The organism is Leucogemmata humicola, from assembly GCF_055379415.1.
The window spans coordinates 2,021,149-2,045,664 of the sequence record NZ_AP040875.1 but is presented as its reverse complement, the minus strand read 5'-3'; the positions used below and the strand labels follow the sequence as shown (position 1 = coordinate 2,045,664).

General features: G+C 62.9%; 18 protein-coding genes. 8 read left to right on the top strand and 10 right to left on the bottom strand.

The annotated features are described in order from the left end of the window. The first annotated feature begins 137 nt into the window (after positions 1-137). Positions 138-2,684 (top strand): PAS domain-containing protein, encoded by a 2,547-nt coding sequence (locus AC6H4Z_RS08430; protein ID WP_497546310.1) that lies wholly within the window; start codon positions 138-140, stop codon positions 2,682-2,684. Here AC6H4Z_RS08430 and AC6H4Z_RS08425 read toward each other — a convergent pair. Then, on the bottom strand, positions 2,666-3,133 hold the full coding sequence (locus AC6H4Z_RS08425) for a CYTH domain-containing protein (RefSeq protein ID WP_497546309.1): 468 nt from the start codon (positions 3,131-3,133) through the stop codon (positions 2,666-2,668). The genes AC6H4Z_RS08430 and AC6H4Z_RS08425 overlap by 19 nt on opposite strands. A gap of 159 nt (positions 3,134-3,292) precedes the next feature. Here AC6H4Z_RS08425 and AC6H4Z_RS08420 point away from each other — a divergent pair, with 159 nt between their 5' ends. The 4 genes from AC6H4Z_RS08420 to AC6H4Z_RS08405 all read left to right on the top strand — a co-directional run bounded on the left by AC6H4Z_RS08420 (position 3,293) and on the right by AC6H4Z_RS08405 (position 6,715). Continuing rightward, a complete protein-coding gene (locus tag AC6H4Z_RS08420; RefSeq protein ID WP_497546308.1) occupies positions 3,293-4,132 on the top strand; it encodes a serine hydrolase in 840 nt (279 codons plus the stop codon). Continuing rightward, positions 4,125-4,757, top strand: a complete 633-nt coding sequence (locus AC6H4Z_RS08415; protein WP_497546307.1) for a hypothetical protein — start codon at positions 4,125-4,127, stop codon at positions 4,755-4,757. The genes AC6H4Z_RS08420 and AC6H4Z_RS08415 overlap by 8 nt, the downstream gene beginning before the upstream one ends. Continuing rightward, positions 4,754-6,043, top strand: coding sequence for a hypothetical protein (locus AC6H4Z_RS08410; RefSeq protein WP_497546306.1), 1,290 nt, complete (start codon positions 4,754-4,756; stop codon positions 6,041-6,043). Before AC6H4Z_RS08415 ends, AC6H4Z_RS08410 begins: the two co-directional genes overlap by 4 nt. A 69-nt stretch (positions 6,044-6,112) precedes the next feature. Then, positions 6,113-6,715 (top strand): DUF421 domain-containing protein, encoded by a 603-nt coding sequence (locus tag AC6H4Z_RS08405; protein WP_497546305.1) that lies wholly within the window; start codon positions 6,113-6,115, stop codon positions 6,713-6,715. Here the strand turns inward: AC6H4Z_RS08405 and AC6H4Z_RS08400 are convergent. After that, on the bottom strand, positions 6,643-8,805 hold the full coding sequence (locus tag AC6H4Z_RS08400) for a hypothetical protein (protein ID WP_497546304.1): 2,163 nt from the start codon (positions 8,803-8,805) through the stop codon (positions 6,643-6,645). The two genes, AC6H4Z_RS08405 and AC6H4Z_RS08400, sit on opposite strands and share 73 nt — an antisense overlap. 68 nt (positions 8,806-8,873) lie before the next feature. Here AC6H4Z_RS08400 and AC6H4Z_RS08395 point away from each other — a divergent pair, with 68 nt between their 5' ends. The 3 genes from AC6H4Z_RS08395 to AC6H4Z_RS08385 all read left to right on the top strand — a co-directional run bounded on the left by AC6H4Z_RS08395 (position 8,874) and on the right by AC6H4Z_RS08385 (position 15,226). After that, the gene (locus tag AC6H4Z_RS08395) at positions 8,874-9,932 is read left to right on the top strand and encodes a M23 family metallopeptidase (protein ID WP_497546303.1); all 1,059 of its coding nucleotides are present in this window, start codon (positions 8,874-8,876) and stop codon (positions 9,930-9,932) included. Positions 9,933-10,393: 461 nt separating this feature from the next. Then, positions 10,394-13,657, top strand: coding sequence for a SusC/RagA family TonB-linked outer membrane protein (locus AC6H4Z_RS08390; RefSeq protein ID WP_497546302.1), 3,264 nt, complete (start codon positions 10,394-10,396; stop codon positions 13,655-13,657). A gap of 24 nt (positions 13,658-13,681) precedes the next feature. After that, positions 13,682-15,226 (top strand): SusD/RagB family nutrient-binding outer membrane lipoprotein, encoded by a 1,545-nt coding sequence (locus AC6H4Z_RS08385; protein WP_497546301.1) that lies wholly within the window; start codon positions 13,682-13,684, stop codon positions 15,224-15,226. Between the two features lie 85 nt (positions 15,227-15,311). Here AC6H4Z_RS08385 and AC6H4Z_RS08380 read toward each other — a convergent pair whose 3' ends face one another. The 8 genes from AC6H4Z_RS08380 to rpsP all read right to left on the bottom strand — a co-directional run bounded on the left by AC6H4Z_RS08380 (position 15,312) and on the right by rpsP (position 24,374). Beyond that, the gene (locus tag AC6H4Z_RS08380) at positions 15,312-16,127 is read right to left on the bottom strand and encodes a carboxypeptidase-like regulatory domain-containing protein (RefSeq protein ID WP_497546300.1); all 816 of its coding nucleotides are present in this window, start codon (positions 16,125-16,127) and stop codon (positions 15,312-15,314) included. A gap of 263 nt (positions 16,128-16,390) precedes the next feature. Continuing rightward, entirely contained in the window at positions 16,391-17,770 is a 1,380-nt protein-coding gene (locus tag AC6H4Z_RS08375; protein WP_497546299.1) for a RagB/SusD family nutrient uptake outer membrane protein, read from the bottom strand. A gap of 31 nt (positions 17,771-17,801) precedes the next feature. Continuing rightward, entirely contained in the window at positions 17,802-20,957 is a 3,156-nt protein-coding gene (locus tag AC6H4Z_RS08370) for a SusC/RagA family TonB-linked outer membrane protein (RefSeq protein WP_497546298.1), read from the bottom strand. A gap of 413 nt (positions 20,958-21,370) precedes the next feature. Further along, positions 21,371-22,090, bottom strand: a complete 720-nt coding sequence (rnhB, locus tag AC6H4Z_RS08365) for a ribonuclease HII (protein WP_497546297.1) — start codon at positions 22,088-22,090, stop codon at positions 21,371-21,373. 12 nt (positions 22,091-22,102) lie between these two features. Further along, entirely contained in the window at positions 22,103-22,477 is a 375-nt protein-coding gene (rplS, locus tag AC6H4Z_RS08360; protein ID WP_497546296.1) for a 50S ribosomal protein L19, read from the bottom strand. Between the two features lie 197 nt (positions 22,478-22,674). Then, positions 22,675-23,406: a tRNA (guanosine(37)-N1)-methyltransferase TrmD gene (trmD, locus tag AC6H4Z_RS08355; RefSeq protein WP_497546295.1), complete on the bottom strand. Its 732-nt coding sequence runs from the start codon at positions 23,404-23,406 to the stop codon at positions 22,675-22,677. Then, positions 23,399-23,935: a ribosome maturation factor RimM gene (gene rimM, locus AC6H4Z_RS08350; protein WP_497546294.1), complete on the bottom strand. Its 537-nt coding sequence runs from the start codon at positions 23,933-23,935 to the stop codon at positions 23,399-23,401. Before rimM ends, trmD begins: the two co-directional genes overlap by 8 nt. 127 nt (positions 23,936-24,062) lie before the next feature. After that, positions 24,063-24,374, bottom strand: coding sequence for a 30S ribosomal protein S16 (rpsP, locus tag AC6H4Z_RS08345; RefSeq protein ID WP_497546293.1), 312 nt, complete (start codon positions 24,372-24,374; stop codon positions 24,063-24,065). Between the last annotated feature and the right edge of the window lie 142 nt (positions 24,375-24,516).

The window sequence follows — 24,516 nt, the reverse complement described above, 5'->3', positions numbered from 1 at the left end:
ACCGGTTGGACGCCGCGAGGCCGTTGGCCTTTCGTCCCATTCTGCGCGCGGAATGGCAGGCGTATTCGAAGTCAGCCGGTTCCGAGTAAACTCCCGGCCCGCAGCGAGTCCCCTGTCCGGGACGGAACCGACCCCCAATGACCTCCCTCCGTCGCACCTCCAAGAGCTACTCGGTCCTCGCTGAGGTCGACCGAGTATCGACGCCGGGTGCGGCGGCAATCGCGGCGCTGCTTGTTGGGGTGGGTTGCTACTTCGGTGGCATCTTCACGACCGCCGTGCGCTTCCCGACCCTCGGGACAGCGATCCTGTACCCGCCATACGTCATCCTTCTCTGCGGGCTGCTGCTCACGCGGCCACGCTACTGGTGGACGCTCCTGCTGGCGTCGGCCGTCGCGCATCAAGTAACCGGCCAGGGAGTCTGGACGGTGGAACGGCTCCTGTTGTCCGAGGTTGCGAATTGGGTTCGCGCGCTCGTTGCCGTCGTAGGCCTTCGCCGGTACGCGCGACGACCGCTGTTCAACTCGCTCGACGGCGTTGCGGTCTTCTTCTCCGTCGCGGTGGTCTTGGCTCCGGGTATCGCGGCCCTCGTCGGGGCCGGGATTGTGGTCCACGATACGGGCGGTCCCTACTGGCAGATGTGGGGAGCATGGTTCCTGTCGAATGCCCTCACGGCGCTGACCCTGCTCCCGCCTCTGCTGATCGCCGTCACGCTTCGACCGTCGCAACTGAAACGCCCATCGACGGCGCGAATCGTCGAAGCCCTGGTGCTAGCGACGGCGATGACGGTCGTCAGCGCGATCGCGCTCATGGGCGTCGGATCACAGCTAATCGCCCCCGCCGAACGATTCGTCGCGCCCGTTCCGCTGCTGCTTTGGGCCGCGGTCCGGTTCGGACCCGCGGGAACGAGTCTTTCCATTTTACTCATTTCAGCGTTAGCGATCAGAAGTTCGATGCAGGGGCTTGGTCCGTTCGTCGACGGTACGCCGGCGGCAAACATGCTCGCATTGCACGGCTTTCTCGCCATGGTCTCGTTGCCGCTCACGGTGCTCGCGGCGCTCGTACGCGAACGAGAGCGCGTGGCCGAAGCGCTTCATACGAGCCAGCATCGATATCGTCTGGCGACGACCGCCGGCGGGGTTGCAGTGTGGGATTGGAATCGCGCGACGAACGAACTGTTCGTCGACGACCCGATTCTCGCCGCCCTCGGGTACTCCGGAGATGAAATCGGAAGCCACGTGAGCGAGTGGCAGAAGCTGTTGCATCCCGAGGACTCCGCTCGGATCAGCGTCCAAGCGCTGCTGCTTCTCGAAGGGACGACACCGTCCTTCGAGACCGAATATCGCATGATGCACAAAGACGGAACGCCGCGGTGGTTCTTTACGCGCGGCGCTGCAGCCCTCGGTTCAGACGGCACCGTTCGCGGGCTCACCGGAACCCAGACCGACATCACGGAACGCAAACGTGCCGAAGAGTCGCTGCGCGAAAGCGAGGAGCGAACGTCGCTCGCCGCCAACGCGGCGAACCTCGGCTTCTGGCAACGCGATCTCAAGTCGGACGTGCTGTGGCTCTCCGAACATGCTCGGCGAATCTACGGTCTTCCACCGGACATTCCCGTCACGCGGCATACAGTCTACGCGATCAAGCACGTCGAGGATCGCGATCGCGTCCGCGCCGCCATCGAGCGTGCAATCACGGACCACGAGCCCTTCGAGGTTGAATTCCGCGTGATCCTCTCCAGTGGCGAAATCCGCTGGCTGAACATGCAGGGACGCCCACGGCTCGACGATTCACACACGCCGATCTACCTCGGCGGTGTGCTGATGGACGTCACCGAGCGAAAACACCTCTCGCTCGCCGTGGAGGAGGAACACAAGGAGTTGGCCCACCTCGGCCGCGTGGCCATGGTTGGAGAGCTGTCCACTGCGCTCGCGCACGAGCTGAATCAGCCGCTCACGGCGATCCTGAGCAACGCGCAGGCGGCAAAGCGGCTACTCGCGGTCAACCCCGGCGACCTCGAGCAGATTAGCGAAATTCTCGACGACATCGTTCGCGATGACGCGCGCGCGGCAGAAGTCATTCGACAACTGCGCCTTCTCATTCAGAAGGCCGATGCGCTGTTCGTTCCGCTTCGCGTTCCCGAGCTCGCATCGGAAGCACTATCGATCGTTCGTAGTGAACTGCTCACGCGCGGTGTTTCTGTAACGACGAATTTCGATTCGTCGCTGCCCACCGTCACCGGCGATCGTGTTCAGCTGCTGCAAGTGTTGCTCAACCTCATTCTCAACGCGTGCGACGCGATGCTCGATACGCCCGCCCCCGATCGGCGGCTCACGCTCACGGCGCGCAGCGACGATCGAACACACGTGATCATTTCCGTATCCGATCGGGGGACGGGCATCGCGAAGGGGCAGTTTGAAAAAGTGTTCGAGCCATTCGTGACGACAAAGTCCGGCGGGCTCGGCCTCGGCCTCGCGATCTGTCGCTCGATCGTCAACTCGCACGAAGGAAAACTCACCGCCGCGAACAACACCGATGGCGACGGTGCGGTCTTTCACCTGGCCCTTCCGACACGAGCCGCGGGAGTCGCGAGTCCGCCGTACCCGCGCCCGCGAGTGCTGCGCGCCGATGTCGTCAGCCCTGGAACGAGCAGCGACCCGCGAACGACCTATCGCGACAGTTTGTAGTTGCTGAACGACGGCTCGTCGGTGACTTCGCGATCCATCACCGCAGCGATTTCATCCGGAACCTCGACGGCCTGATCCACGTCGGTCAGCTCGATTTCCGCCAGGACGAGATCGCGATCGAGAAACTCGTCGACCTCCCACACGCCGGTCACGCCGGGCACGCGATAGCGCCGCTTTCGTAGCCGATGTCCCTGCGTCAGCGGCCAAACTGTCGCGAAGAACTCTTCGGTCGCATCCTCTTCGAATTCGAATCGGCTCATACCGGTCCCGACCTTGATCGTGCGCACATAGCGCACGAGTGCGCCAGCCGAGATGCGGCGAACGCGCTCGCGAACCTTGATCCCGGGGATATACCCCTGGTCGATCTCGACAGCAGGATGCGCAGTCACGCCGCTGGGCAGCGCGCGTAGCAGATACTTCCGCTCGATCTCTCGATCCTCATTGGACATCTGCTGATTGTAGTCCACCCGGCAAGCGACCTCAACACAGCCGACGCCCTCGGCACTGGCCTTGCTCGCAATAGACGCGCGATGCCCAGCCCCCCAACCTCCACCTTCGCGCCCATCTCGCCGACCTCCCAGACCATTTCGACACCAGTTTCGGAGGTCATGGACGCGCTGCACCCTCGTCTCGATGCACTCGAGCGAAAATCCGGCGCGCGCGCGCTGGCCGTCGCTGTGTACGACACCGAGACGCACACGAGCTTCCATCGGCAGTCCGATCGGTGGTTTCACGCCGCGAGCACCATCAAGGTCGCGATCCTCCTCGGCGTATACGCGTCGATTCACCGCGGCTGGCTCCTGCCGCGGTCGCGACTGCACGTGCGGAATCGATTCATCAGCGCCGTCGACGGATCGCCCTTCCGCGTCATCGCCGATCGCGATGCCAACTCGGAGGTGCACGACGCCAGCGGCAAGATGATGCGCGTCGCCGATCTCGCGCTACACATGATCGCGACGAGCAGCAATCTCGCCACGAATTTGCTCCTGGACTTGGTTGGCCTCGACACCGTGCAACGCAGCCTCGACGAGCTCGCGATCGACGGGATTGACATTCGCCGCGGCGTGGAGGACGAACGCGCGTTCGAGCACGGCATCAACAATCGCGTAACTGCCGACGGTCTCGTTCAACTGCTGCGACTGATCGCGGAAGAGCGCGCGTTCTCGCCAGAGCTCTCTCACGAGATGTTGGAGATCTTGCACGCGCAGGAATTTCGCAACGGGATTCCAGCACGATTGCCACGTGCCGTGCGTGTAGCGCACAAGACCGGCGAGATCTCGACGATTGCGCACGATGCCGGCGTGGTCTATCCGCCCGGAAGGAAGCCTTACGTGATCGCCATTCTCACCGAATGGTCGCCAGACACCACCGGTCGGTCGGCGACGATCGCCGAGGTCTCGCATGCGGTGTATGAACTGCTTGCAGGCGAGGGCTCGAACGGTGGCTGAAGATCCGCGCTTTCCGCTCCACGTCGTCGACGGGCTGCGGTTGGAAAAGCCCGTGCGCGACGCCCTGCTGCCCGGCCGCATCGTGCTCGACGGCGCTGGACACGAACGCAAACTGCCGCGCTACTTCTACGAGATTCCCGCGTGGAGTAGCGCAATGGAGCTGCGCTTGTCACGCAGCTTTGCCCTTTGGGAATTCATCCAGACCGACGTGCGCGAGGCCGCACCGCTCCGCGGCTTTCCGCGATACGTGCCGTGTGCCATCACACTTCTCGCATTGTGCCTCGAGCGCTTTCGCGACGCGGTCGGCACGTTCGTCCATGTTGCGGCTAATGGCGGCTACCGCTCGCCGCGGCATGCCCTGAGCACCAGCGCCACGCCCCATAGCTGGGGAACGGCCGTGAACGTCTACAAGATCGGCGACACGTATCTCAACGACCGCGAGCAGATCGAGCGCTACGCCGCCATCGCACGCCAGGAGTTGCCTGGCGCATGGACGCGCCCCTTCGGATTCCATCGCGGTCAAACGGACGACCATCTGCACATCGATTTCGGCTACGTCGTGTCGACACCGCGCAATGCTCCGGAAGACCACCGGAGTTTCGAACCCGAGCAGGGATTGTCATGAGCGTACTCGGCACCAAATCGAGCAAGGGTGGCGAAGAGCGACATCGACGTCCGGCCAATGCGCTATCGGCGGTGGGACTCGAGGCGGAGTTCTCCGTCCTCCTGGATGGTGAATCGGCCAAGCCCGAAGATGTTTTTCGCAGTCCGACCAACATCGTGCGCGGCCACATGATGCACCGCACCGGCCGCTCGTATCATCTACCCACTGGTGGCGCCGTGTACTTCGACACTGGCGTCATCGAGATCGCGACGCCGGTGATCGAGATCGATAAAGGCTGCGCCGCACGAGCCGGCCGTTCGTTGTGGGAGAGTATTTGCTTCCTTCGCGGAGAGCTCGATGCGTGGGAGGAGCGCCACGGGCACGACGTGCACCTTGCCGGCTTCAGCACGCACTACAACGTTTCGTTCAATGTGCCGAAGCACGAGCAAACGCCGCATCGCACCGTCGAGAAGCTCGCAAAGCTATTGACGTACATCGTGCCCGTGCCGGTGATGCTGCTCGCGGCGAATCGTCGCTCTACCGGCATTGGCGCACGTCCGCGCGTCGATCGCATCGAGATCACAGCCGACTTCACGCCCGACGCCGCGTTGATGATCGCCACGGCCACCCTCATCATCGGCATCGCGCGCGCCGTGATGGAATGGCCGTCCTATGAAATCGACGCACTCGATGAACGGGCCTTCCCGGTGCTCAAACGGTTCGAGCCCGAAGCCCACAGTTCTCGTAAGGGTTGGGTCGCGCGGGTGTCGTCGTTCAGCGAGAATCCGTTCATGGCCGGCGTCGACGACTCTCGATGGCGCACGCGCAGGGACGAGAATCTCTCGCTCCGCGAGATCGCCCAACAAGTCACGCGGTACTTCTGGCCATCGATCGAGAGCACGGGCGACCAGCGATCGCTCAATCTCATTTCGTCGGTCATGAGCGGCCGCGTTCCGTCGCTGCTCGAACTCGACGACAGGCCCGCGGCGTATGAGAGCGTGGGGCGCCTGTGCGCCTGGGACAACCTCTTCACCGTACACGCACTCCTCCGATCCGGGTATGAGCGTGTGTTCATCGACGCAATCGCTCAACGTCCCCGGCGGATCGGTGGCGATTGGTACACGCCGACCGGAATGCACGGCTGGGCGCATGTCGTCTTTCGCCGTGACCGAGACCACACCCGGCACGTCTTCGCCATCGACTATCTGGTCCAACAGTCGAACGAAGCCGCCGCACCGCGCCGTGCGCGACGACCACGGGAGACTAAGAAAGCCATATCCGGACGTGCGAAGCGATCCACCCCTTGAAGCGTACGGGAAGTGGGGCATGCTTGATTACCCACCGCAGTGCCCCTTCCCGCCTCCGCTTCCTGCCACATGTCTGAACTCCTCACGCCTGGCATTCCGATCGCCGAGAAACTCATTCGGACGATCGCCGTTTACGCATTCCTGCTCGGTGGGTTGCGCCTCGCCGGCCGCCGCGAGCTTTCGCAGCTCAATCCATTCGACCTCGTCGTGCTGCTCCTGCTCTCGAACACGGTGCAGAACGCGATCATCGGCAATGACAATTCACTCATTGGTGGCCTTGTCGGTGGAGGCGCGCTGTTGCTGGTCAATGCGCTCGTCGTTCGCACCTTGTACCACTTCCACAAACTCGACGCGATCGAAGGGAAACCGGACACGCTCATTCAAAAAGGGCGGCTGGTTCGCCATCATCTCGAGCGCGAACTGATTACCGTCGCCGAGCTCGAAGCTGCGGCGCGACGCCAGGGGATCGCGTCTCTCGCGCACGTGCACGAGTGCCGGCTCGAAACCGGCGGCGCACTCACATTCATCGAACGGAAGCCAAGCGACGACGACGTTCGGCATCACGAAACGATCGGCTTACTCGCGAAGCTCGAGGCGCGTCAGGGAGCGATGCTCGAGCAGATGGCTGCGCTCGAACGAAAGATGGCGGGGACCAACGGCATCAGTCCCTGATCCGGCAGCGCCGACGTCAGCTCGGCGACAAGCGACGACCGGAGCATGTCGAGAAGCCGCTCGGCATCCGTCGGAACCGCGATGATCGGTCGGAAGCGGGCGCGACGCGCAGCCATGGCTCGGGCACGAGCCTCGATTGCCATTGTGACCAAACGCTCACGAGCCACCGTTTCATCCGAACGGTCAGCCACGCATGCTGTTGGTCGCGTGACCGAGAGGAGCGCCGTGGCTGGCGTTTGACGCGACCACGCACCGCGGAACGAGATCGGTGTCTCGACGACGCGACGCACGAGCAGCGACGGGTCCACGACGCGCGGATCAGACCACTGCGATTCGAAGCCGGCTCGAATCGAATCCGGCAGATAGGTCATTTCGCCAATCGCCGTGAGCAGCGATTGGGTTCCGGCCGACCCGAGGGCCGCCGGCGCGCCAGCCGCGTAACCAGGGAGAAGCGCGTCTTGCGCGACAGTCAGAAAGCCGTTGCTTCGCCCTTGCTGCGCCAGCGCAGTAGCCACGAACCAATCGGCGCCGCGGGCGAACAATTCGGCGGGGCGACTCATGCCAGTTCCCGGCGTCGCCGCTCCGTTTGACGGCCGGAACATTCGCGCGGCGGCGAGCCCACGGACCGAACTCGCGAGAGGGCCGCTGCGCTCTCGCATTGCTCGATCAGTGCTATAGCCCGTGCCGTCGGCGAACAGCCGGCGCGCCGCCTGCCAATCGAGATCGTGCGACAGTTCGTGTGCAATCGTCCCCGCCGATGTCGAAATCGACAGCTGAAGTGTTCGCGTTCGCGGCTCGTGCATGGCGAGAGCCGAATCGCGAAGCACCTCGTTGCCGAAGCGGACGCGAAGCCCATTCGCGGTGAACGCCGGCAACACTCGCTGCATGTCGCGCAACGCCGTCTGCAGTTCTCTCAAATAGTACGGGCGCCACGCGAGCGGAACGCTGCGCGAGAAGGCGACGTCGGCCAGCCCGAACTCCGAATACAGATCGCCGGCGTCGGGGCCTGCGTCACCAGGAAACCATGGCTCCGACTGCGCCAGGGAGCGCAGCGCCACGGCGGCCGCAAGCATAGAGAGTGAATTCGCTCGACGCAACGAATCGCTGTCGGCGAGCGTCAGCGCGTAGCTCGCGGCGAGCGTTTCGTCATTCGTCGCGCGCACTGCGCTCTGGGCCCGCGTGTTCAGCGTGACGCCGACCTGCGCCAATGTCGGCCGCTGTGCACCGAGCGCCTGAAGCCGCGTGGCAAAGTAGGTGTTGAGCAGCGTGCTGCGCGCGCCGCCGAGATCCGGCGTGGCAATTCGGTCGAGCGTGTCGAGTGCGGCGACCAACATCGGAACCTCACCCATCGCGGCGAGTTGCTGCGCGGAGCTCAACGGCGCGAGCGACGGTTGCTCGACACGAAGCGTACGAGAGGCGCGTCGGTCGATCATCAACTGCATCACGCCTTGACGCGTCTCGCTGGCGTCGCCGAGAATGTCTCGCACGTCATCTTCGGCAAGCGCTCGATCGCGCGCGAGCGCTGCCGCTTGCGCCGCGATCGTAACCGCCGACGCCGAGAGCGTGCCCTTGGCGGATTCAATGGAGTAAGCGAGGCGAACGGCGAGTTCTCCGACTCGCGGATCGGACGCCGAGCGAACGACACGCTCGATGAATGCGACGTGCGCCGCACCGGTGGCTCCGTGGCCGCCGGGCGTCCATGGTCCCACGCCCTCGAAGGATGATGCGTCAATGATGTACGAGTCGCCACGTCGCAGCCGTCCGAGCAGCGCCCACGACACGCGATTCTGGAACGCATGATCGAGGCGCGGATCAACGAGCGCTTCGTGCACCAAGCGGAAGGGGCTGCCGAGTCCCAGACGCAGCCGCTCCATATACCCGAACGAGATTGCGAGCTCGTCGCCTCGAATGCCGCTGGGCCGCGCGTTCCGGGCGAGCACGGTGGTCGAATCGAAATAGTGCGTCGCGATCGCGAGAGACCGCGCGGCGTTGGCGCTCACTGTCGGTCGCGAGCTCACGACACCGAGCAGCACCGCGACGCCCAAGGTCAGCGCGGTGATCAGCAGCGAAAGTCGGCGTGCTACGTGCATCGATTCATCGTACCCGACGCACGATGCCGAGTTGCCCCGCGCCGTGCTGATCGGTCTATTTTGTTGAGATGCCAGTGCACCGACTCATTCCAGTGCTTGGTCTCGTAGGTGCATTGGGGTCGGCAGCCTCGGCGCAGACGAGAACCACGAAAGCGCGACCCGTTGCCGCGGCCAGTCGTCCGACCGTGCCCGCTGGTCCCAGGCTTTCGCTCGACCCCAAGAAACCGTCGGGCGGCTCGCTCGTTCGTCTGACCGTCGACCATCTCGCACAAAGCGACTCGGTCGTTGCGATTGTTGGCGAATTCGGCAATGAGCCGGTGCACTTCATCGCCGCGTCGAATGATCGACGTCAGGCGCTTGGTGCGGTGCCGCTGGACGCATCCGATTCGGTGGTAGTGCGCGTGCGTCTGTCGCGCGCATCCGGCGCGGTCGACACTCTTCACGTCACGCTCAGCTATCCTCATCGGGCTCCTGCTGCAGCGACGCCAACGGTTGCGCGTCGAAGTGCTTCGTCAGGGCCAGCGCGTCGACTTCGTGTCGATCCGCGGTTCACTCGGCGCATGGATACCGAGACAGAAGCACGAATCGAGCGCGAGAATGAACTTGCCAAGGAAGTTGGTCGTCGCGCGCAGGATACGCCACAGCTCTGGACCTTTCCCTTCCTACGCCCCCGGGAGACAAAGGTCACGAGTCGCTTCGGCAGCGGACGACTGTTCAACGGCCGAGTGTCGAGCAGTCACCTTGGCGTGGACTATCGCGGCGCGACCGGTGAACCGATTTTCGCAGCAAATCGCGGCGTCGTTGCACTGGTCGCCGAGTTCTTTCTCGCGGGCAATGTCGTGTACGTGAACCACGGCGACGGTCTAGTGACCGGCTATTTCCATATGAGCCAGCAGGAAGTCGCTGTTGGTGACACGGTGGAGCGTGGCCAGGAGATTGGGCTTGTTGGCTCGACCGGTCGCGTGACCGGACCGCACCTGCACTGGAGTGCGCGCTTCGGAGCGCTGACGATCGATCCGAGCGATCTGCTCGCCCTCGGTGAGCCCTTCGCGGCGCACGACACACTGACGAAGAAGAGCATTCGTCCCACGGCGAAATCGGCCGTCTCGGCACCGACGCACAAGTAGTTCGCGGTATCCTCGGCCACGCGCCGAGCCCTCAGAAACCGGCCTCCTGAGTTCCATGAGATGATTTCATGGGGCTCTGTCGTGCTCGGACATGTCGGCTCTAGAGGACAGCCGCGGCCGACTTTCGTCCAAATCGCGGACGGGCCGTGTGGAAAACTAAATCAAAGGTCCCCAATCGAGACTTAACCGACTCGGCCCACTCTTCATATAACTGTCATTTGTATGTCAAGTGGCTAACTGCTTATTTTATACGATCTTAATCGACCTCAGCAATACAAATGGGCGCCCGTTGACTACGGTTTGACACACCAGTTAGTTACGCCTGTCGCGAGCCTTGGCCCGGTGGTCCCAACCACCGTTACAGGTTTGTGATGAGCGCTGCACGGCGCTCGCCCCCATCGCCGAAGTCCGTCGATCGCGGCAGTTCGGCCCAGGTCATTCACACGAGGTAGAAACAAGTCATGACGAGACACCTCCGCCGCATCGTCGCGGCCGCGAGCGCACTGCTGGGAGCACTCCCGGCGGCCGGCCTCGCGCAACAGGGTACAACCATCAGCGGTCGCGTGACGAGCGACGCGGCGGCTCCGCTCCAGGGCGTGAGTGTCAGCATCCCGACCCTCGGCGCCGGTGCGTACACCGATGCGCAGGGTCGTTACTCGTTCTCGGTCCCGTCCGCGCGCGCCGCTGGACAGGCCGTGCAGCTCTCCGCTCGGCGCATTGGCTACACCGCGAAGAACGTGACCGTGACGCTGTCTGGCGCCGCGATCACGCAGGACTTCACGCTGGCCACCAGCGCCACGCAGCTCACCGGTGTCGTCGTCACGGCGTTGGGAATCCAGAAGGAAAAGAGCCAGCTCGGTACGGCGCAGCAGGAAATCACGCCGGCTCAGCTGAACAACACGCGCGGTCAGTCGATCGTCGATCAGATGCAGGGCAAGGTGTCCGGCGTCCAGATCACGGGCGCTGGAACGCAGGGCGGCTCGACGAACATCGTCGTCCGCGGCCAGAACTCGATCACCGGCAACAACACGCCGCTGTTCGTCATCGATGGCGTCCCGATCTCCAACGCCGCGCACGGCGGTAGCCAGAATGGCTCGTGGGATTTCGGCAGCGCGATCAGCGACATCAACCCCGAAGACGTCGAGTCGATGTCGGTCCTCAAGGGACCGAACGCCGCGGCGCTCTACGGCTCGCGCGCCACGAACGGCGTCGTCGTCATCACCACCAAGAAGGGTCGCAACACGGGTTCACGTACCCGCGTTGATGCGAGCCAGGTCTTCACGTTCGATTCGCCGTCTCGCCTCTGGAATTACCAGAACAATTACGGTCAGGGCGCCGGTGGCGAATTCATGTACGTCGACGGCCAGGGTGGCGGCGTCAACGACGGCCTCGATCAGAGCTTTGGACCCCGGACGGACGGCCGTACGCACGGCTGCACGTTCGTGCCGAATACGACCACCTACGATCAGTCGGCGCCTTGCCTTCAGTTCACGAGCCCCAACGCGGCAACGCCGTGGGTCTCGTATCCGAACAACGTGAAGGACTTCTTCCAGACGGGTCACACGTCGTCGACGAACGTCTCGGTCACTGGCGGAACCGATCGCGCCAGCGCGCGTCTCTCGCTCGGTGCTGACAACACGGCCGGCATCATCCCGGACAACTTCTTCCAGAAGACCTCGGGCTTGCTCAACGGCACGCTGCAGGTGAACGACAAGCTCAGCACGAACGCAACGTTGCAGTACGTCCACAACACTGCGCGCAATCGTCCGGGCGTCGGCTACAACGCCGGCATCCTCGAGCAGTTCATCTGGTTCGGCCGCAACGTCGACATGAACGCCCTCAAGAACTTCAATGCGGGCGGTGCGTCGAACAATGGCATCGACGGTCGTGAGTACAACTGGAATTACAACTTCCATAACAATCCGTGGTGGTTGCAGGAAGCCAACCCGGAACTCGACTCGCGCGATCGTTTCATCGCGAGCGCCTCGGCCAACTACAAGTTGAATGACTGGCTCACGGCATCGTTGAGCACCGGTTCGGACATCTACCGCTACAACATCGATCAGCGTTTTGCCGCTGGAAACATCTTCAGCACGGACCCGTCGTACTCGGGCGGCTTCGACTTCTTCAACGAGTATCGCAACGAGAACAACACGCAGCTGCTCGTGACGGCCAGCAAGGCCCTCACCAGCCGCATCCAGTTCAATGGAACGGCTGGCGGCAATCTGCGCTCGGAGCAGTACACATCGAACGAAGCCGCGACCAAGGGCATCTCGGTCGCCGGCATCTACAACGTGTCCAACGCGGCCATTACTCCGGCGGTGACGCAGAACGTCACGCGACGCCAGGTCAACGGTGTCTACGGCTCTGCCGGCGCAACGTGGGATGGCTGGTGGACGGTGGAAGGCACGGCGCGCAACGACTGGTCGTCGACGCTTCCACAGGGTCAGAACTCGTACTTCTATCCCTCGGTCAACTCGTCCATCCTGCTCTCGGACGCGATGCCAGGAATCAAGAAGGGCGGACTGTCGTTCCTCAAGCTTCGCGGCTCGTACGCGAAGGTCGGTGCCGATGCGCAGCCGTATCAGCTGGCGACGACCTACACGGGTAGCCCGAACAAGTTCAACGGACTTCCGCAGTTCTCGCTCTCGAACACGATCTCGAACCCGGCGCTCAAGCCCGAGCTGACGACGTCGGCTGAAGGCGGTATCGAAGCCGGTTGGTTGGATGGTCGCGTCACGCTCGACGCCAGCTACTACGGCAAGTCGACGCGCGATCAGATCTTCAACATCACGATCTCGTCGACCAACGGCTTCTCGTCGAAGGCGATCAACGCCGGCCGCGTCGATAACAAGGGCTTCGAAGGACTCCTCACCGTCATTCCGATCCGCATGTCGAATGGCTTCGAGTGGACGTCGACGGTCAACTACTCGAAGAACGCGAGCAAGGTTGTTTCGCTCTCGCCGGGAATCAAGACGATCGTCCTCGGCACGACGTGGGGCACGAACATGGAAGCGCGTGAAGGTCAGCCGTACGGCGCGATCTTCGGACCCTCGTTCCTGCGCGATAGCGCGACGGGCCAGCTCATCACGAGCGGTGGTCTGACGCAGGCGGGTGCGCTCAAGGTGCTGGGCAACAGCCAGCCGAAGTGGGTCGGCAGCTTCAACAACACGTTCACGTACAAGAACTACTCGGTCAACGTTCTCCTCGACGTCCGTCGCGGCGGCCAGTTCTTCAGCGTTTCGAACTGGTTCGGTGATTACTCCGGCGTGACGCAGGCGAGCTTGATGGGCCGCGAAGTCGACTGGAACAACCCCGGTGTCGTCGTGAAGGGTTTGGACAAGGCGAGCTGCGGCGCGGGTAGCCACACGGCCGCGGACGGCTCGTACGTCTGCGTTGGTGGTAAGGCGAATACGACGAACGTCACCTCGGAGGAATACTTCCAGGACATCTATCCGGTGACCGAAGGATCGGTTTACACGAACAACTGGGTCAAGCTTCGCGAGCTCCGCGTCGGATACGATCTTCCGGCACGCCTTGCCAGCCGGATCCGGATGTCGTCTGCCAACATCTCGCTCGTCGGCCGCAATCTGTGGATGTCGACGAACGTTCCGAACATCGATCCAGAGTTCTCGTACACCACCGGCGCCGCGAGCAATTACGCGGAGTTCGCCGCACTGCCGAACGCGCGTTCGGTTGGCCTGACACTGCGCGTCACGCCGTAACGGCATCCATCGGAGATCACCAGAATGAACCATAGAACTCTGAAGTCCGGCATCGTCGTCGCGCTCCTCGCGGGCGCGGCGGCCTGCAACAACGACACGATCACGGACCTCAATAACAACCCGAATAGTCCGGAAGACGTCCCGGCGAGCACGCTGTTCACCAACGGCGCGCGCTCCGCGGTCAACAACTGGATGGGTCAGCTGTACAACCTGCGCGCCGGCGAATTCCTCATTCAGCACATGGCTGAAGCGCAGTATCCGGATGAGGATCGCTACGCGCGCCTCAACGCCGCAAACACACGCGGCGTCTTCGACACTCCGTATCCAGGCGAGCTGGAAGACTTCCAGAAGGTCATCCAGAAGGGCATCGCGACGAAGCAGCCGAACGTGTGGGCGCCTGCGCAGATCATGCAGACGTGGGAATACCACTACATGACGAACACCTTCGGCGACGTGCCGTACTCGGCCGCGCTCAAGGGCGACTCGGTCGGCGCGTCGGTCACCCCCGCGTATGATGCGCAGAAGGACATTTATACGGACATGTTCGCCAAACTCGATGCGTCTGCGAAGGCGCTCTCGACTCCGGCGGGCGATCTCGGCCGTGCAGATCCGATCTACGCCGGCAACCCGACGCAATGGCAGAAGTTCGCCAACTCGCTCCGTGCGCGTCTCGCGCTGACGCTCGTGAACGTCGATCCGGCAACCGCCAGCGCGCAGCTCAAGAACGCGTTCACGGGCCCCGGTGGACTCATCACGGTGAACGCCGACAACGCGAAGCTCGTGTGGCCGGGCGACGGCGTGTACGACAATCCGTTCGCATCGTTCTTCCAGACACGCGACGACAACCGCATGTCCCAGACGTTGATGAACATCCTCCTTGCCAACAACGATCCGCGCATCGGCATCTATGCGCAGCCCGTGCAGGGAACGACGAACACCTACGCTGGAATGCCGAACGGTTTGACGGCGGCCAACGCAGGTCCGTACTCGAACAAAGCATCGCGCATTGGTGCAATCATGTTCCCGGGTGCAACGGCATACGGCTTCTTCGGCGGTGCCGGCAAGACCTTCTCGTCGAACATGATGACGGCGGCCGAAGTGAACTTCATTCTCGCCGAAGCAGCCGAGCGTAGCCTTGGCGGTCTGACGCCGTCCGCGGCGAAGGGCTACTACGAGGCCGGCATTCGTGCCTCGATGGCCCAGTGGGGCGCGTCGAGCGCCGCGGCTGACACGTACATCGCTCAGGCGAATGTCGCGTACAAGGCCGGCACGCCTGGCCTGAAACAGATCGCGATCGAGAAGTACGTGGCTCTCTACACGGACGGTGGCACGGCCTGGACGGAGTGGCGCCGCACCTGCGAACCCGAGACCATCAAGCCGGGTCCCGCAGCAACCAGCCCGACGGTTCCGCGCCGCCTGATGTACTCGCCGACCGAAGTGTCGGTGAACGGCGCGCAGCTCAACGCTGCGATCGCGCGCCAGGGTCCAGATGCGTTCCAGACGCGCATCTATTGGGACAAGGCCGCCAGCTCAGCGCCGACGTACACCGCAACCTGCGGCGCGCAGTAGTCGCTCGCTCGAGGCTCGATGTACGTAAAAAGGGCGGACCGATTCTTTCGGTCCGCCCTTTTTGCTTCTCATTCCTGCGCCATCACTATCGCATCTTCGTCCAGACCAGGATCGTCCCACACACGGCTGTTCGATCGAAGTACTGCGCGGGAATTCCCGCCAGCGCCGGATACACCTCGATTGCGGCGACGTCGGTGCCCTGCGCCACCTCGTCGAGCTCCGCGCCAGGCATACGAACTCCGTCAACCCAGACCAGCGGGCCAACCGTCTCCGGCGATTCGCGCTGAACGCCACAGTTGCGGAAGCGCACGGTGTTCCCGATTCGCCGCGTTGGACGGATCACCACGCCGGGGAGCGTTCGCATGAGATCACTCACATGCTGCGGGTGTGCCTTCTCGATCATCGCTTCGGTGATGTATCGCCCGAAGCTGTTCGTCTGCGCCCGCTTGTAGAACGCCTCGAGTCGTGCATCGGGGAGCGCTGCGTCTCCATCGTCATCGACGACGCGCATCGGATCGAGCGACGTAACGCTTTGATCGAGCGTCACGAATATCGTCGCCGAGCGATTCGCGCTCGTGATGTTCACCGGAACGGTCTTGGCGCGATAGCCAAGGCGGCGCACGCGAAATGTTGGCCCCGACTCCTGGAGGTCGGCGATGAGGAATCGACCCTTCTCATCGGTGCGGACAAAGCGTGTTGCGGTGTCGCGTTGCAGCAACGCCACTTCGGCGTCGACGACCGGATTGCCATCGCGATCAGCAACCGTTCCGGAGACCGAATACCAAACGGTCACTGGCGCTTGAGACGTTGACGACTGTGCGCTGACGACTGACGTCGCTGCGCCCAGCGTCAGCGCGACTAGCGCCGCGGTCACCCACACTGCACTCGGACGATTCATCATCTCGATGTCCCTCATGTGCCTGCCCCGCGACACCATCCTGCGTCGTCGCACGACAGCTGTCAACGACATCGGGACCAAGCGTACCGAATCGTGGCGGGAGAGATACCGCATCCCAACCTTTTGCGTAAATCATTCCAAGCATGGAAAGATTCCACGAACGACGAGCTGACACGACCGTCGTTCGATCACCATGCCAAAACAGACGAGGGGCGCCGCAACGCGGCGCCCCTCGCTGATTCACAACTCCAACAAACCCGAGCGGCCTAGGCCTTTCTGTCCGTGCAGCCTTTGAACGACGTGTTGTTCTGTTCATCCACGGTCACGGGGAAGTTCACGTCCGTTCCGTAGTTTCCGCCCTTGAAGAACGCACCTGCGGGGAACGAATCCGATCCGTCCGCAGCACGGCCGTACGAACGGATGAGACGGCGCAGGTCGCCCAGGCGCTGTCCGCGAGCGAACGTCCAGAATGCCTTCTCGCGGAAGTAGAGGCTCACTGCATCCGCTTGATTTGCCGGCGCGGTGAGCGTCGCCATTACCGGAGTCACGACTACACCGAGATTCTGCGGCGCGGTGCGCAGCGCGTTGAGAATCGAAATCATTCCAGCGATGTCGCCAGCCTTGAGACGGCTCTCGCCTTCGATGAGACGTGCGTCGATTCCGGAAAGGATCGGAGTTGGATCGACGCGAGCGAACAACGTCGTGTAGACGAGATTCGTGGCGTTGTCGAAGCCGCGCCCCGCTGGCGATGTGCCGAGCGTCGTGCCGGTGACTGGGACGCGCGGATCCTTCGCCGACGCGTACGGAAGCGAGTTCTTGAGCACGCCGGTCACGTCGAAGCTGTCACCAACCGTCCAGCGCTTGGCGCTCTGCCCAAGGCTCCAGATCTGATTGCTGCCAGACGTGAGTGAGAACGTCGCAAGCAGTTGAAAGCTGGTCGGCACAGCTGCGACCGCAGCGGCCGCTTCCGGAAAACTGCCCAGCTCGAGCAGTGCGCGCCCCTTCCCGACCGCGGCAGCGTACCTGACCGACACTGAGAACGCGTCGGTCGCCGTGGAGGCCGTGAGGGCGGAGTCGAAGTGCGCGACAGCGGCCTTGTAGATGTCGGCGTTGCTCACTCCCGGCGATGGCGGTGGCGTTTCCGTTGACGCATCCGGCAGCGGCGCACCGTTGCAGAACCACTCGGCGATGTACGTCTCGGCGACGCCCATGACCATGTACATCTGACCAATGTTCGCCGCCGGTGTTGGGGAGTACTGCACCAACGCGGTGACGGCTTCGCGCGCGCTGGTGCGCGTACGATAGAGATCACGCAACACCGGCGTCAGGTTCGCATTGTTGTCCTGCACCTGTCGCTGGTCGGTTTCATTGCGCTGCGAGAAGGTGTCGCTCGACTTCCACTCGTCGGTGAGCAATCCGGCGAACATCCACGGACTGTCGCCCGCGCCCGAACCGGCGGTGATCTGACGGAGTCGGCTGAGTGCACCTAGGCGCAGCGCATCCGCGCCGGCCGCGGAGTTCGCGGCCGATGGATCGATCACAGTAGGAATTGGTGCATCGAGCAGCGTGCTCTTGGCGCCGCAACCAGCGCCGACGAGGAGCGCCGCACCCGTTGCGGCGGCCGTCGCGGCCTGTCGTGCGCTCATTCTGAAAACATGCATGAGAGATTGCCTCATTTCAGTAGCGGAGGTTGACGCGCACGGTGTAGTACATCGGAGGTCCAGCGGTGAGCAGCGTCGCCTGCACGTCGCCCTGGCTGTAGTTCATTTCCGGATCGGCGCCCGTCCACTTCGACCAGACCTTGAGATTGCGAGCGCCGAACACGAGCGACGCGGACTGCGCACGCGTCAGCTTGTTCGCGATGCGATCCGGCAGATTGTACGTCGCCGTGAGCTCGCGGAAGCGCCAGAACTGCAGCTTCTCGAAGTAGTCCCACTGCGTGGTCGGCGCCTTGTCGCGCTGCGCAACCGAACGCGCCTGACGCCAAAGCTCCGGATGCAGCGTGGACGTTTCCGGGCAGGACGTCGACTGCTGGCAGAGGAAGCTCTCTTCATTGTTCAGCAGGTTCGCACCACCCTTGTAGTCGACGAGCGCGGAGAAGCGAAGCTTGCGACCAAAGAGCTCGATGCCGTTGATGATAGAAATCTCATCGCGCGGCTGTGAGTAGCCGATGAACTCGAAGCCGTCGTTGAGCGGTCCGCCCGTCGACTGTACCGTGACTTCGTCCGGCGTAATGATGCCGTCGCCGTTGGCGTCGGCCCACTTCGTTGGCCGCTGCCAATATCCGTTCACCGGATACCCTTCCAACTGGCGCGTCGTGGTACCGATGATCGGCGGAATCGCCTTCCCGCTGGCATCCACACCCAGCGACTTGAGCTTGTTGCTGTTGTGCGAAAGGTTGAACGTCACGTCCCATCCGATCGAGCGACGGTCGATCACCTGACCGTTGATGAGGCCCTCGAAGCCCGTGTTCTGCACGGCGCCGAGGTTCGCCTTCACCGTATTGACCGCGGCACCGGTGCTCGGCGCGAGGATCTGATCGATGAGGGCGTCTTTGCTGAGCTTATTGTAGTACGTGACTTCGAGCGTCACGCGGTTGTTGAGCAAACGCGAATCGAAGCCGCTCTCCCACTCGGTGGATTTTTCGGGACGCAGGTTCGCGTTGCCGAGCAGGTTCGTGCGCTCGCCGCTGATGTCCGCGCCGTTGATGCTCGTGAGAACCGTCGTGAGCGTACGCAGCGCGTCGGTCTGACCAGGCTGTACGCCAGACGATCCCCACGACGTGCGAACGCGGAACGAGTTGAGCCATCCGAACGTCGGGAAGAAGCTCTCGTCCGACATCACCCATGAGAGCGATGCCTTTGGATAGTAGACGCGCTGGAAGTTCGTACCGAACGCGCTGTTCTGGTCGGTGCGGACGGCCGCGGTGAGGAACAGCCGATCGCGAATGGCTGCCTGCTCTTCGACGAACACGCCGAGCGTCTTCGACAGCACGACTGCGTTCGTAATCGACGGCGTCGTACCCTGCGATGGGGTCTGCGCGCCCGGAGGCAGAATCGAACCGGTCGCCGACTCGCGATCGAGCGCATAGTTCGCGTACTGTCCGCCGCCAGTGGTCTTGAAACCAATCCACTGCATTGGATTCCACGAAGCCGTGCCGCTCACATTCGCCGTAAAGTTGCGCGTGTTGGCACGCTGGTCGGTCGCAAAGCCAAGGCGATTGGTGCTGAAGTCCGCGCACTGAGCAACGCGGCACAGCTGATTGTCCTGACGGTCAGCGAGGTCCAAGCCGACGTCACCGCGTCCAGCAAACCAGCTGAACGGACGCCAATTCGCATTCGCGCTTCCGATCCAGCGCTGAATGCCCTGCGTGGTCGTTTCCTGGAAGATCTCAGCGGGCGTGAACTGCGCCCAGCCGAGTAGCGGCTGACCGAGCGTGCCAACGCCAGTGTAACCTGGACCAGCAGCCTTGTAGCCGGGGCCGGTTTCGCCGTTGTACCAAAAGCTGTTGACGTTGTTGTCGACCTGCGGCAAGCGCTGATCGAGTTTGATGAAGCCGGATTGCATCGACAGATCGAGCGTTGGTGATACCGCGGCGTTCACGTTCAAGCGAATAGAAGTTTTCTGCAGGCCTTCCGGGCGATTCCATTCGCCAAGGATTGGTGTTTTGGCGGCAATCAGTTGTCGCGCAGAAGCCGGCGGAAGTCCGAGCGGTCCGGTTTCGTTTTCGAACGATCCGCTGCTGAAGTAGCGAACCGCATCCGTGCCGCCGCTGAGCTGAGCGCCGTAATCGTTGCGCCAGCCGTCCTTGATCGGCGAGACGTCTGGATCCGTCCACAGGTTGACGCTCGACGTGCTATCCATGATGCACGTGACGCCGCTGGTGCTTGCCGCGACCGAGAGCTCCTTGAGCAAACACTTACGAAGCGTCGTCGTGCCCGGCGAGTGCCCGAGGATGGCGTACATCGCCGGGTATTTGTTCTTGTCCTGCACCTTACCCTGCTCGGTGAAGAAGCTCCACCGCTGCGATCCGGCTTTGCCCTTTTTCGTCGTGATGACGATGACGCCGTTCGCCGCCGCAGTACCATAGAGCGTGGCGGCCGACGGACCCTTCACGATTTCGATATTCTCGATGTCTTCCGGGCTGAGATCGTTCACGCGGCTCGGCGCCGTGCCGCCAACGCTGAGGCTCGTGTTCGCTCCGCCGGCACCGTTGTCGCTCGTCATGCGAATGCCGTCGATGATGTAGATCGGATCATTCGACAGTGAGAGCGACGCAGTTCCGCGAACACGGACGCGACTACCAGCGCCTGTCATGTTCGAAGGGAGCACTTGCACTCCAGGCGCTTTCGCGACGAGGAGGTCTCCCATCTGATGGATCGGCGCGTTCGCGAGAAGTTTGGTGGCGTCGAGATTCGTGACCGCGTTGCCCAACTCTGTGCGTCGCTGTTGTCCCGTTGCGGTCGTGACGACCTCATCGAGTTGCACGACCGTTTGCTTCATCGCGACGTCGAGTGTCGCGGTCTGGCCTGCGACGGTGGCGACCGAACGCTTCTGCTCCTGGAAGCCGACGCGTAAGACGCGAATCTCCGCGGTGCCCGTGGGCACGTTGCGAACCGTGTAGCGGCCGTCGATGCCAGACGACGTGAAGAGCGACGTTCCAATGACGATGATGCGCGCTTCCTGAATCGGCTGCCCAGAAGCCTGATCGGTTATCCTACCGCTAACCGTGGCCTGCTGCGATTGCGCGAGCGCCGGAGCCGCGATGGCGGCAAGGCCGGCGAGTGTGGAACGCAGCGCACGCGCGGCGTTCCACGACCGTGTCGATCTCATGTATCTCCCCCCAGGGATATTGGGACTACACGTGCTGCAACGCGCGGCGACAGATGCGCCTCACGCGGGACAAGCGAGGCCGAAGGCGAGGCCTCACACCGTGCGCAGTCTCTAAATCACTGCGTATCAACGCTATGGCAGTGCGCGCGAAGGGTCAGCGCGCAGTTTTGGCCAGGTGGGGAAACGTCGAACTGGGGCGAGTCGTTCGGATAAACCCCCAATACAGCCTCACCGTCACATCAAATCGCGCCCTATTGAGCGATGATGAACGGGCTGCATCGTGGGATGAAGGACTACGCGGACGAGTGTACGAGCTATCCGCGATGATCGCAAGGAGTTCCGAGGAACGACTTTAGCGACGCGTCATTGAGCATTAACTCACGACGGGACAATCGCTTTCAATCGAGATCGCGTCAGTGACTCGGGAAAATCTGATCGACATCTGACGACGAATCACCGTCTATCAATGCCGCGAGCGCTGTGACGTCGATCGTCGCAGCTCCATCACTCGAAAAATCGAGGCTGAGCTGACGCACGGGAATGAACGAGCGACGGTGATGCGCTGTGACTCCGTGCGTCGCCAGACCATCCAGATGCGCAGACGTCGCGTATCCGACGTTTCGTTCCCACAGATAGTTGGGATACCGTGCAGCGAGGCTTCGCATCAGGCGATCCCGCGTGACTTTCGCGAGGATGGACGCACATGCGATCGTATAACATGCGTCGTCGCCGCCGACGATGGCCGTGTGCCGCGTTTCGAGTGTGCGAATCTGCTTCCCGTCGATCAGCACATGGTGCGGCGTCGCCGATAGACGAGCCAACGCCCGGCGCATCGCGATCACAGTCGCGTGATAGATGTTGACGCGATCGATCTCGCGCACCGAGGCGGCGCCGATTCCAAAACTGACTGCGCGCTCGCGAATCTTCAGGGCGAGGCGCTCTCGCTCGTCGGCGCGAAGCTGCTTGGAGTCGTCTACCCCCGGAATGGCGCGCATGTCGGGCGGCATGATGACCGCACATGCGACAACGGGGCCCGCGAGCGGGCCCCGTCCGACTTCATCCACTCCGGCGATCAGCGGGCCAGCGGTCTTTCGAAGCTCCCGCTCGATCGGCTTCCACCGATCTCGGCCCACGCTGTTCTCCGTCTACTCGGCGGCTGCGCTACCGGTCTCAGGAACGCGGACCTTCTTTTCGCGGATACGCGTGGCCTTACCGGTGAGGTTGCGGAGGTAGTAGAGCTTGGCGCGGCGAACCCGGCCGCGGCGCACCACGTTGATCTCGGCGAGCATGGGGCTGTGCACCGGGAAGATGCGCTCGACGCCGATGCCGTTGGAGATCTTGCGGACGGTGAACGTCTCGCTGACGCCACTGCCGCGACGCGAAATGCAGACGCCTTCGAACGCCTGAATGCGCTCTTTCTCGCCTTCCTTCACCCGCACGTTGACACGAAGGGTGTCGCCGGGACGGAAAGCCGGGACGTTACGGAGCCACTCTTTCTGGGTTTCGATAAAGGCATGCATATGACGCTCGGGGCTAAGGGCCCGGGTAGGACGTGATTTGGTAGAGACCTGGGATATTAAGCCGACTAGCCGCGGAAGTCTAGGGTTGGAACGGGGTTAGTGGTCGGAGCAGCCAGTTCGGCACCCCGGCTGCGGCCCGGTTCCAGCCGATCCCGCCCAGCGGCCTCTGCAATCGCTGGGTGGCGGTCTTACAGACGCTACGTCGGCCGTTCGCCGCTCAACCGTCGCCCCTCTCGCTCGCGCCACTCGTCGATCTTCTTGTGATCGCCGGAGAGCAGCACGTCGGGGACGGCATGGCCGCGGAAAACCGGTGGTCGCGTGTAACTTGGCGCGCTGAGCTCACGACCATAAAAGGAATCGGAGCGCGCGCTGTCGAGGTCCGACATCGCCCCGGGAAGCAGGCGAACCGTTGCGTCGATGACCATGAGCGCCGCAGGCTCGCCGCCGCTGAGCACGAAGTCCCCTAGCGACAGCTCTTCGGTCGCGAGATGGTCAGCGACACGCTGGTCGACGTCCTTGTAGTGGCCGCAGAGCAACGTGAGCTCCGTGCCCTGTGAAAAGCGGATGGCATCGGCCTGCGTAAACCGGCGGCCGCGCGCTGACATGAGCACGATCGGCGATGTGGCGCCGATTGCCTCGACAGCTTCGAAGAACGGGCCGGGCTTCATCACCATGCCGGGACCACCACCATACGGATAGTCGTCGACGGTGCGATGGCGATCGTGCGTGAACTCGCGCAGATCGACGACGCGGTACTCGACGCTGCCCGCCTCCTTCGCGCGCGCGGGGATGCTCAACCCGAGAGGCGTCGTGAAAAACGGCGGAAAAATGCTGATGACATTGATGACGAGGCGTGACGGGACTACCGAGGCTGGCTCGTCATCGCCTGTCGCGTCGGGCGACGGCTCGTTTTCGTGCGCCTCAGTCATCGAGGAGTCCCGCAGGCGGTGCGATACGAATGACGCGCGCCTCGCGATCGACACTCGTGACGATGCGCTCGTACGGAATCATCACCGAGCCACGCTCGCGTTGTACGTCGAGTGTGAGCCCCTGCGGCAGATCGTACGTATCGATTACGCTCCCGACGAGTTCGCCCGATTCGAGCTCGACGCGCATACCCGGGAGTTCGTGGACATAGACCTGGTCTTCACCGAGCGGCTCGAGTTCGTCCGCCGGAAGCAGGAGATACCGGTCGCGCCACATCTCGGCACCTGTCCGATCGGCGATCTGATCGAAGTGGACGATGAAACCGCCTTTGAACGGCGAAGCCATGGCGATGGTGAGCTCCGCGGCGTTCTTCGCCTGATCACCATTGGCGTCGCCCGCGAAGAAACGGCGTCCGGGAACGAACACCGTCTCCATCGCGTCTGTCATCGCTTCGACGACGACATCGCCACGAATGCCATGCGCCTTGCGCACACGGCCAACGATGATCATTTCGCGCGACGGTTCGGACATGAATTCAGCTACGCTCGATTGCAGACCGACGTGTGATGAACAACAGGATCGCGGAAACGACACGGGCGCCCGGCGCGGCACGTTGCCGCGCCCGGGCGCCCGCGATCGTTGAACTACAGTGTATCGACTACTCGGCCGAGTTGGAAACCGGCACGGCGGCCGCGTTCAGCTTGCGACCAAGGCGAGCTTCGTGGCGAGCCTTGAGCAGGCCGGCCTTACGGAGCAGTGAGCGCACGGTATCCGTGGGCTGCGCGCCAGAGTCGAGCCAGTAGTTCACGCGCTCGCTCTTGAGATTGAGGGCCTGCTCACCCGAACGAGGAGCGTACTGGCCAACGATTTCAATGAACTTGCCATCGCGCGGGCTCTGTGAGTCTGCGACGACAATACGATACGTGGGCTGCTTTTTGCGGCCCGTACGACGGAGGCGAATCTTGACCATTGCAAAACCTCATTCGAGTTTCGTGATACTTCCGGGCTCCTCGCGCACGAACCAACCGATTCGCCGCACCCGGCACTTCAGGTCTCTGGTCACTGGTCTGAGGTCACAGGGGAACCCCTGAGATCAGAGACCTCGGACCAGT

Bases quoted from the DNA above. Each gene is read 5' to 3' on its own strand.
- AC6H4Z_RS08430 (WP_497546310.1), top strand. From the start codon at position 138: ATGACCTCCCTCCGTCGCACCTCCAAGAGCTACTCGGTCCTCGCTGAG.
- AC6H4Z_RS08425 (WP_497546309.1), bottom strand. From the start codon at position 3,133: ATGTCCAATGAGGATCGAGAGATCGAGCGGAAGTATCTGCTACGCGCG.
- AC6H4Z_RS08420 (WP_497546308.1), top strand. From the start codon at position 3,293: ATGGACGCGCTGCACCCTCGTCTCGATGCACTCGAGCGAAAATCCGGC.
- AC6H4Z_RS08410 (WP_497546306.1), top strand. From the start codon at position 4,754: ATGAGCGTACTCGGCACCAAATCGAGCAAGGGTGGCGAAGAGCGACAT.
- AC6H4Z_RS08405 (WP_497546305.1), top strand. From the start codon at position 6,113: ATGTCTGAACTCCTCACGCCTGGCATTCCGATCGCCGAGAAACTCATT.
- AC6H4Z_RS08400 (WP_497546304.1), bottom strand. From the start codon at position 8,805: ATGCACGTAGCACGCCGACTTTCGCTGCTGATCACCGCGCTGACCTTG.
- AC6H4Z_RS08395 (WP_497546303.1), top strand. From the start codon at position 8,874: ATGCCAGTGCACCGACTCATTCCAGTGCTTGGTCTCGTAGGTGCATTG.
- AC6H4Z_RS08390 (WP_497546302.1), top strand. From the start codon at position 10,394: ATGACGAGACACCTCCGCCGCATCGTCGCGGCCGCGAGCGCACTGCTG.
- AC6H4Z_RS08385 (WP_497546301.1), top strand. From the start codon at position 13,682: ATGAACCATAGAACTCTGAAGTCCGGCATCGTCGTCGCGCTCCTCGCG.
- AC6H4Z_RS08380 (WP_497546300.1), bottom strand. From the start codon at position 16,127: ATGATGAATCGTCCGAGTGCAGTGTGGGTGACCGCGGCGCTAGTCGCG.
- AC6H4Z_RS08375 (WP_497546299.1), bottom strand. From the start codon at position 17,770: ATGAGCGCACGACAGGCCGCGACGGCCGCCGCAACGGGTGCGGCGCTC.
- AC6H4Z_RS08370 (WP_497546298.1), bottom strand. From the start codon at position 20,957: ATGAGATCGACACGGTCGTGGAACGCCGCGCGTGCGCTGCGTTCCACA.
- rplS (WP_497546296.1), bottom strand. From the start codon at position 22,477: ATGCATGCCTTTATCGAAACCCAGAAAGAGTGGCTCCGTAACGTCCCG.
- trmD (WP_497546295.1), bottom strand. From the start codon at position 23,406: ATGACTGAGGCGCACGAAAACGAGCCGTCGCCCGACGCGACAGGCGAT.
- rimM (WP_497546294.1), bottom strand. From the start codon at position 23,935: ATGTCCGAACCGTCGCGCGAAATGATCATCGTTGGCCGTGTGCGCAAG.
- rpsP (WP_497546293.1), bottom strand. From the start codon at position 24,374: ATGGTCAAGATTCGCCTCCGTCGTACGGGCCGCAAAAAGCAGCCCACG.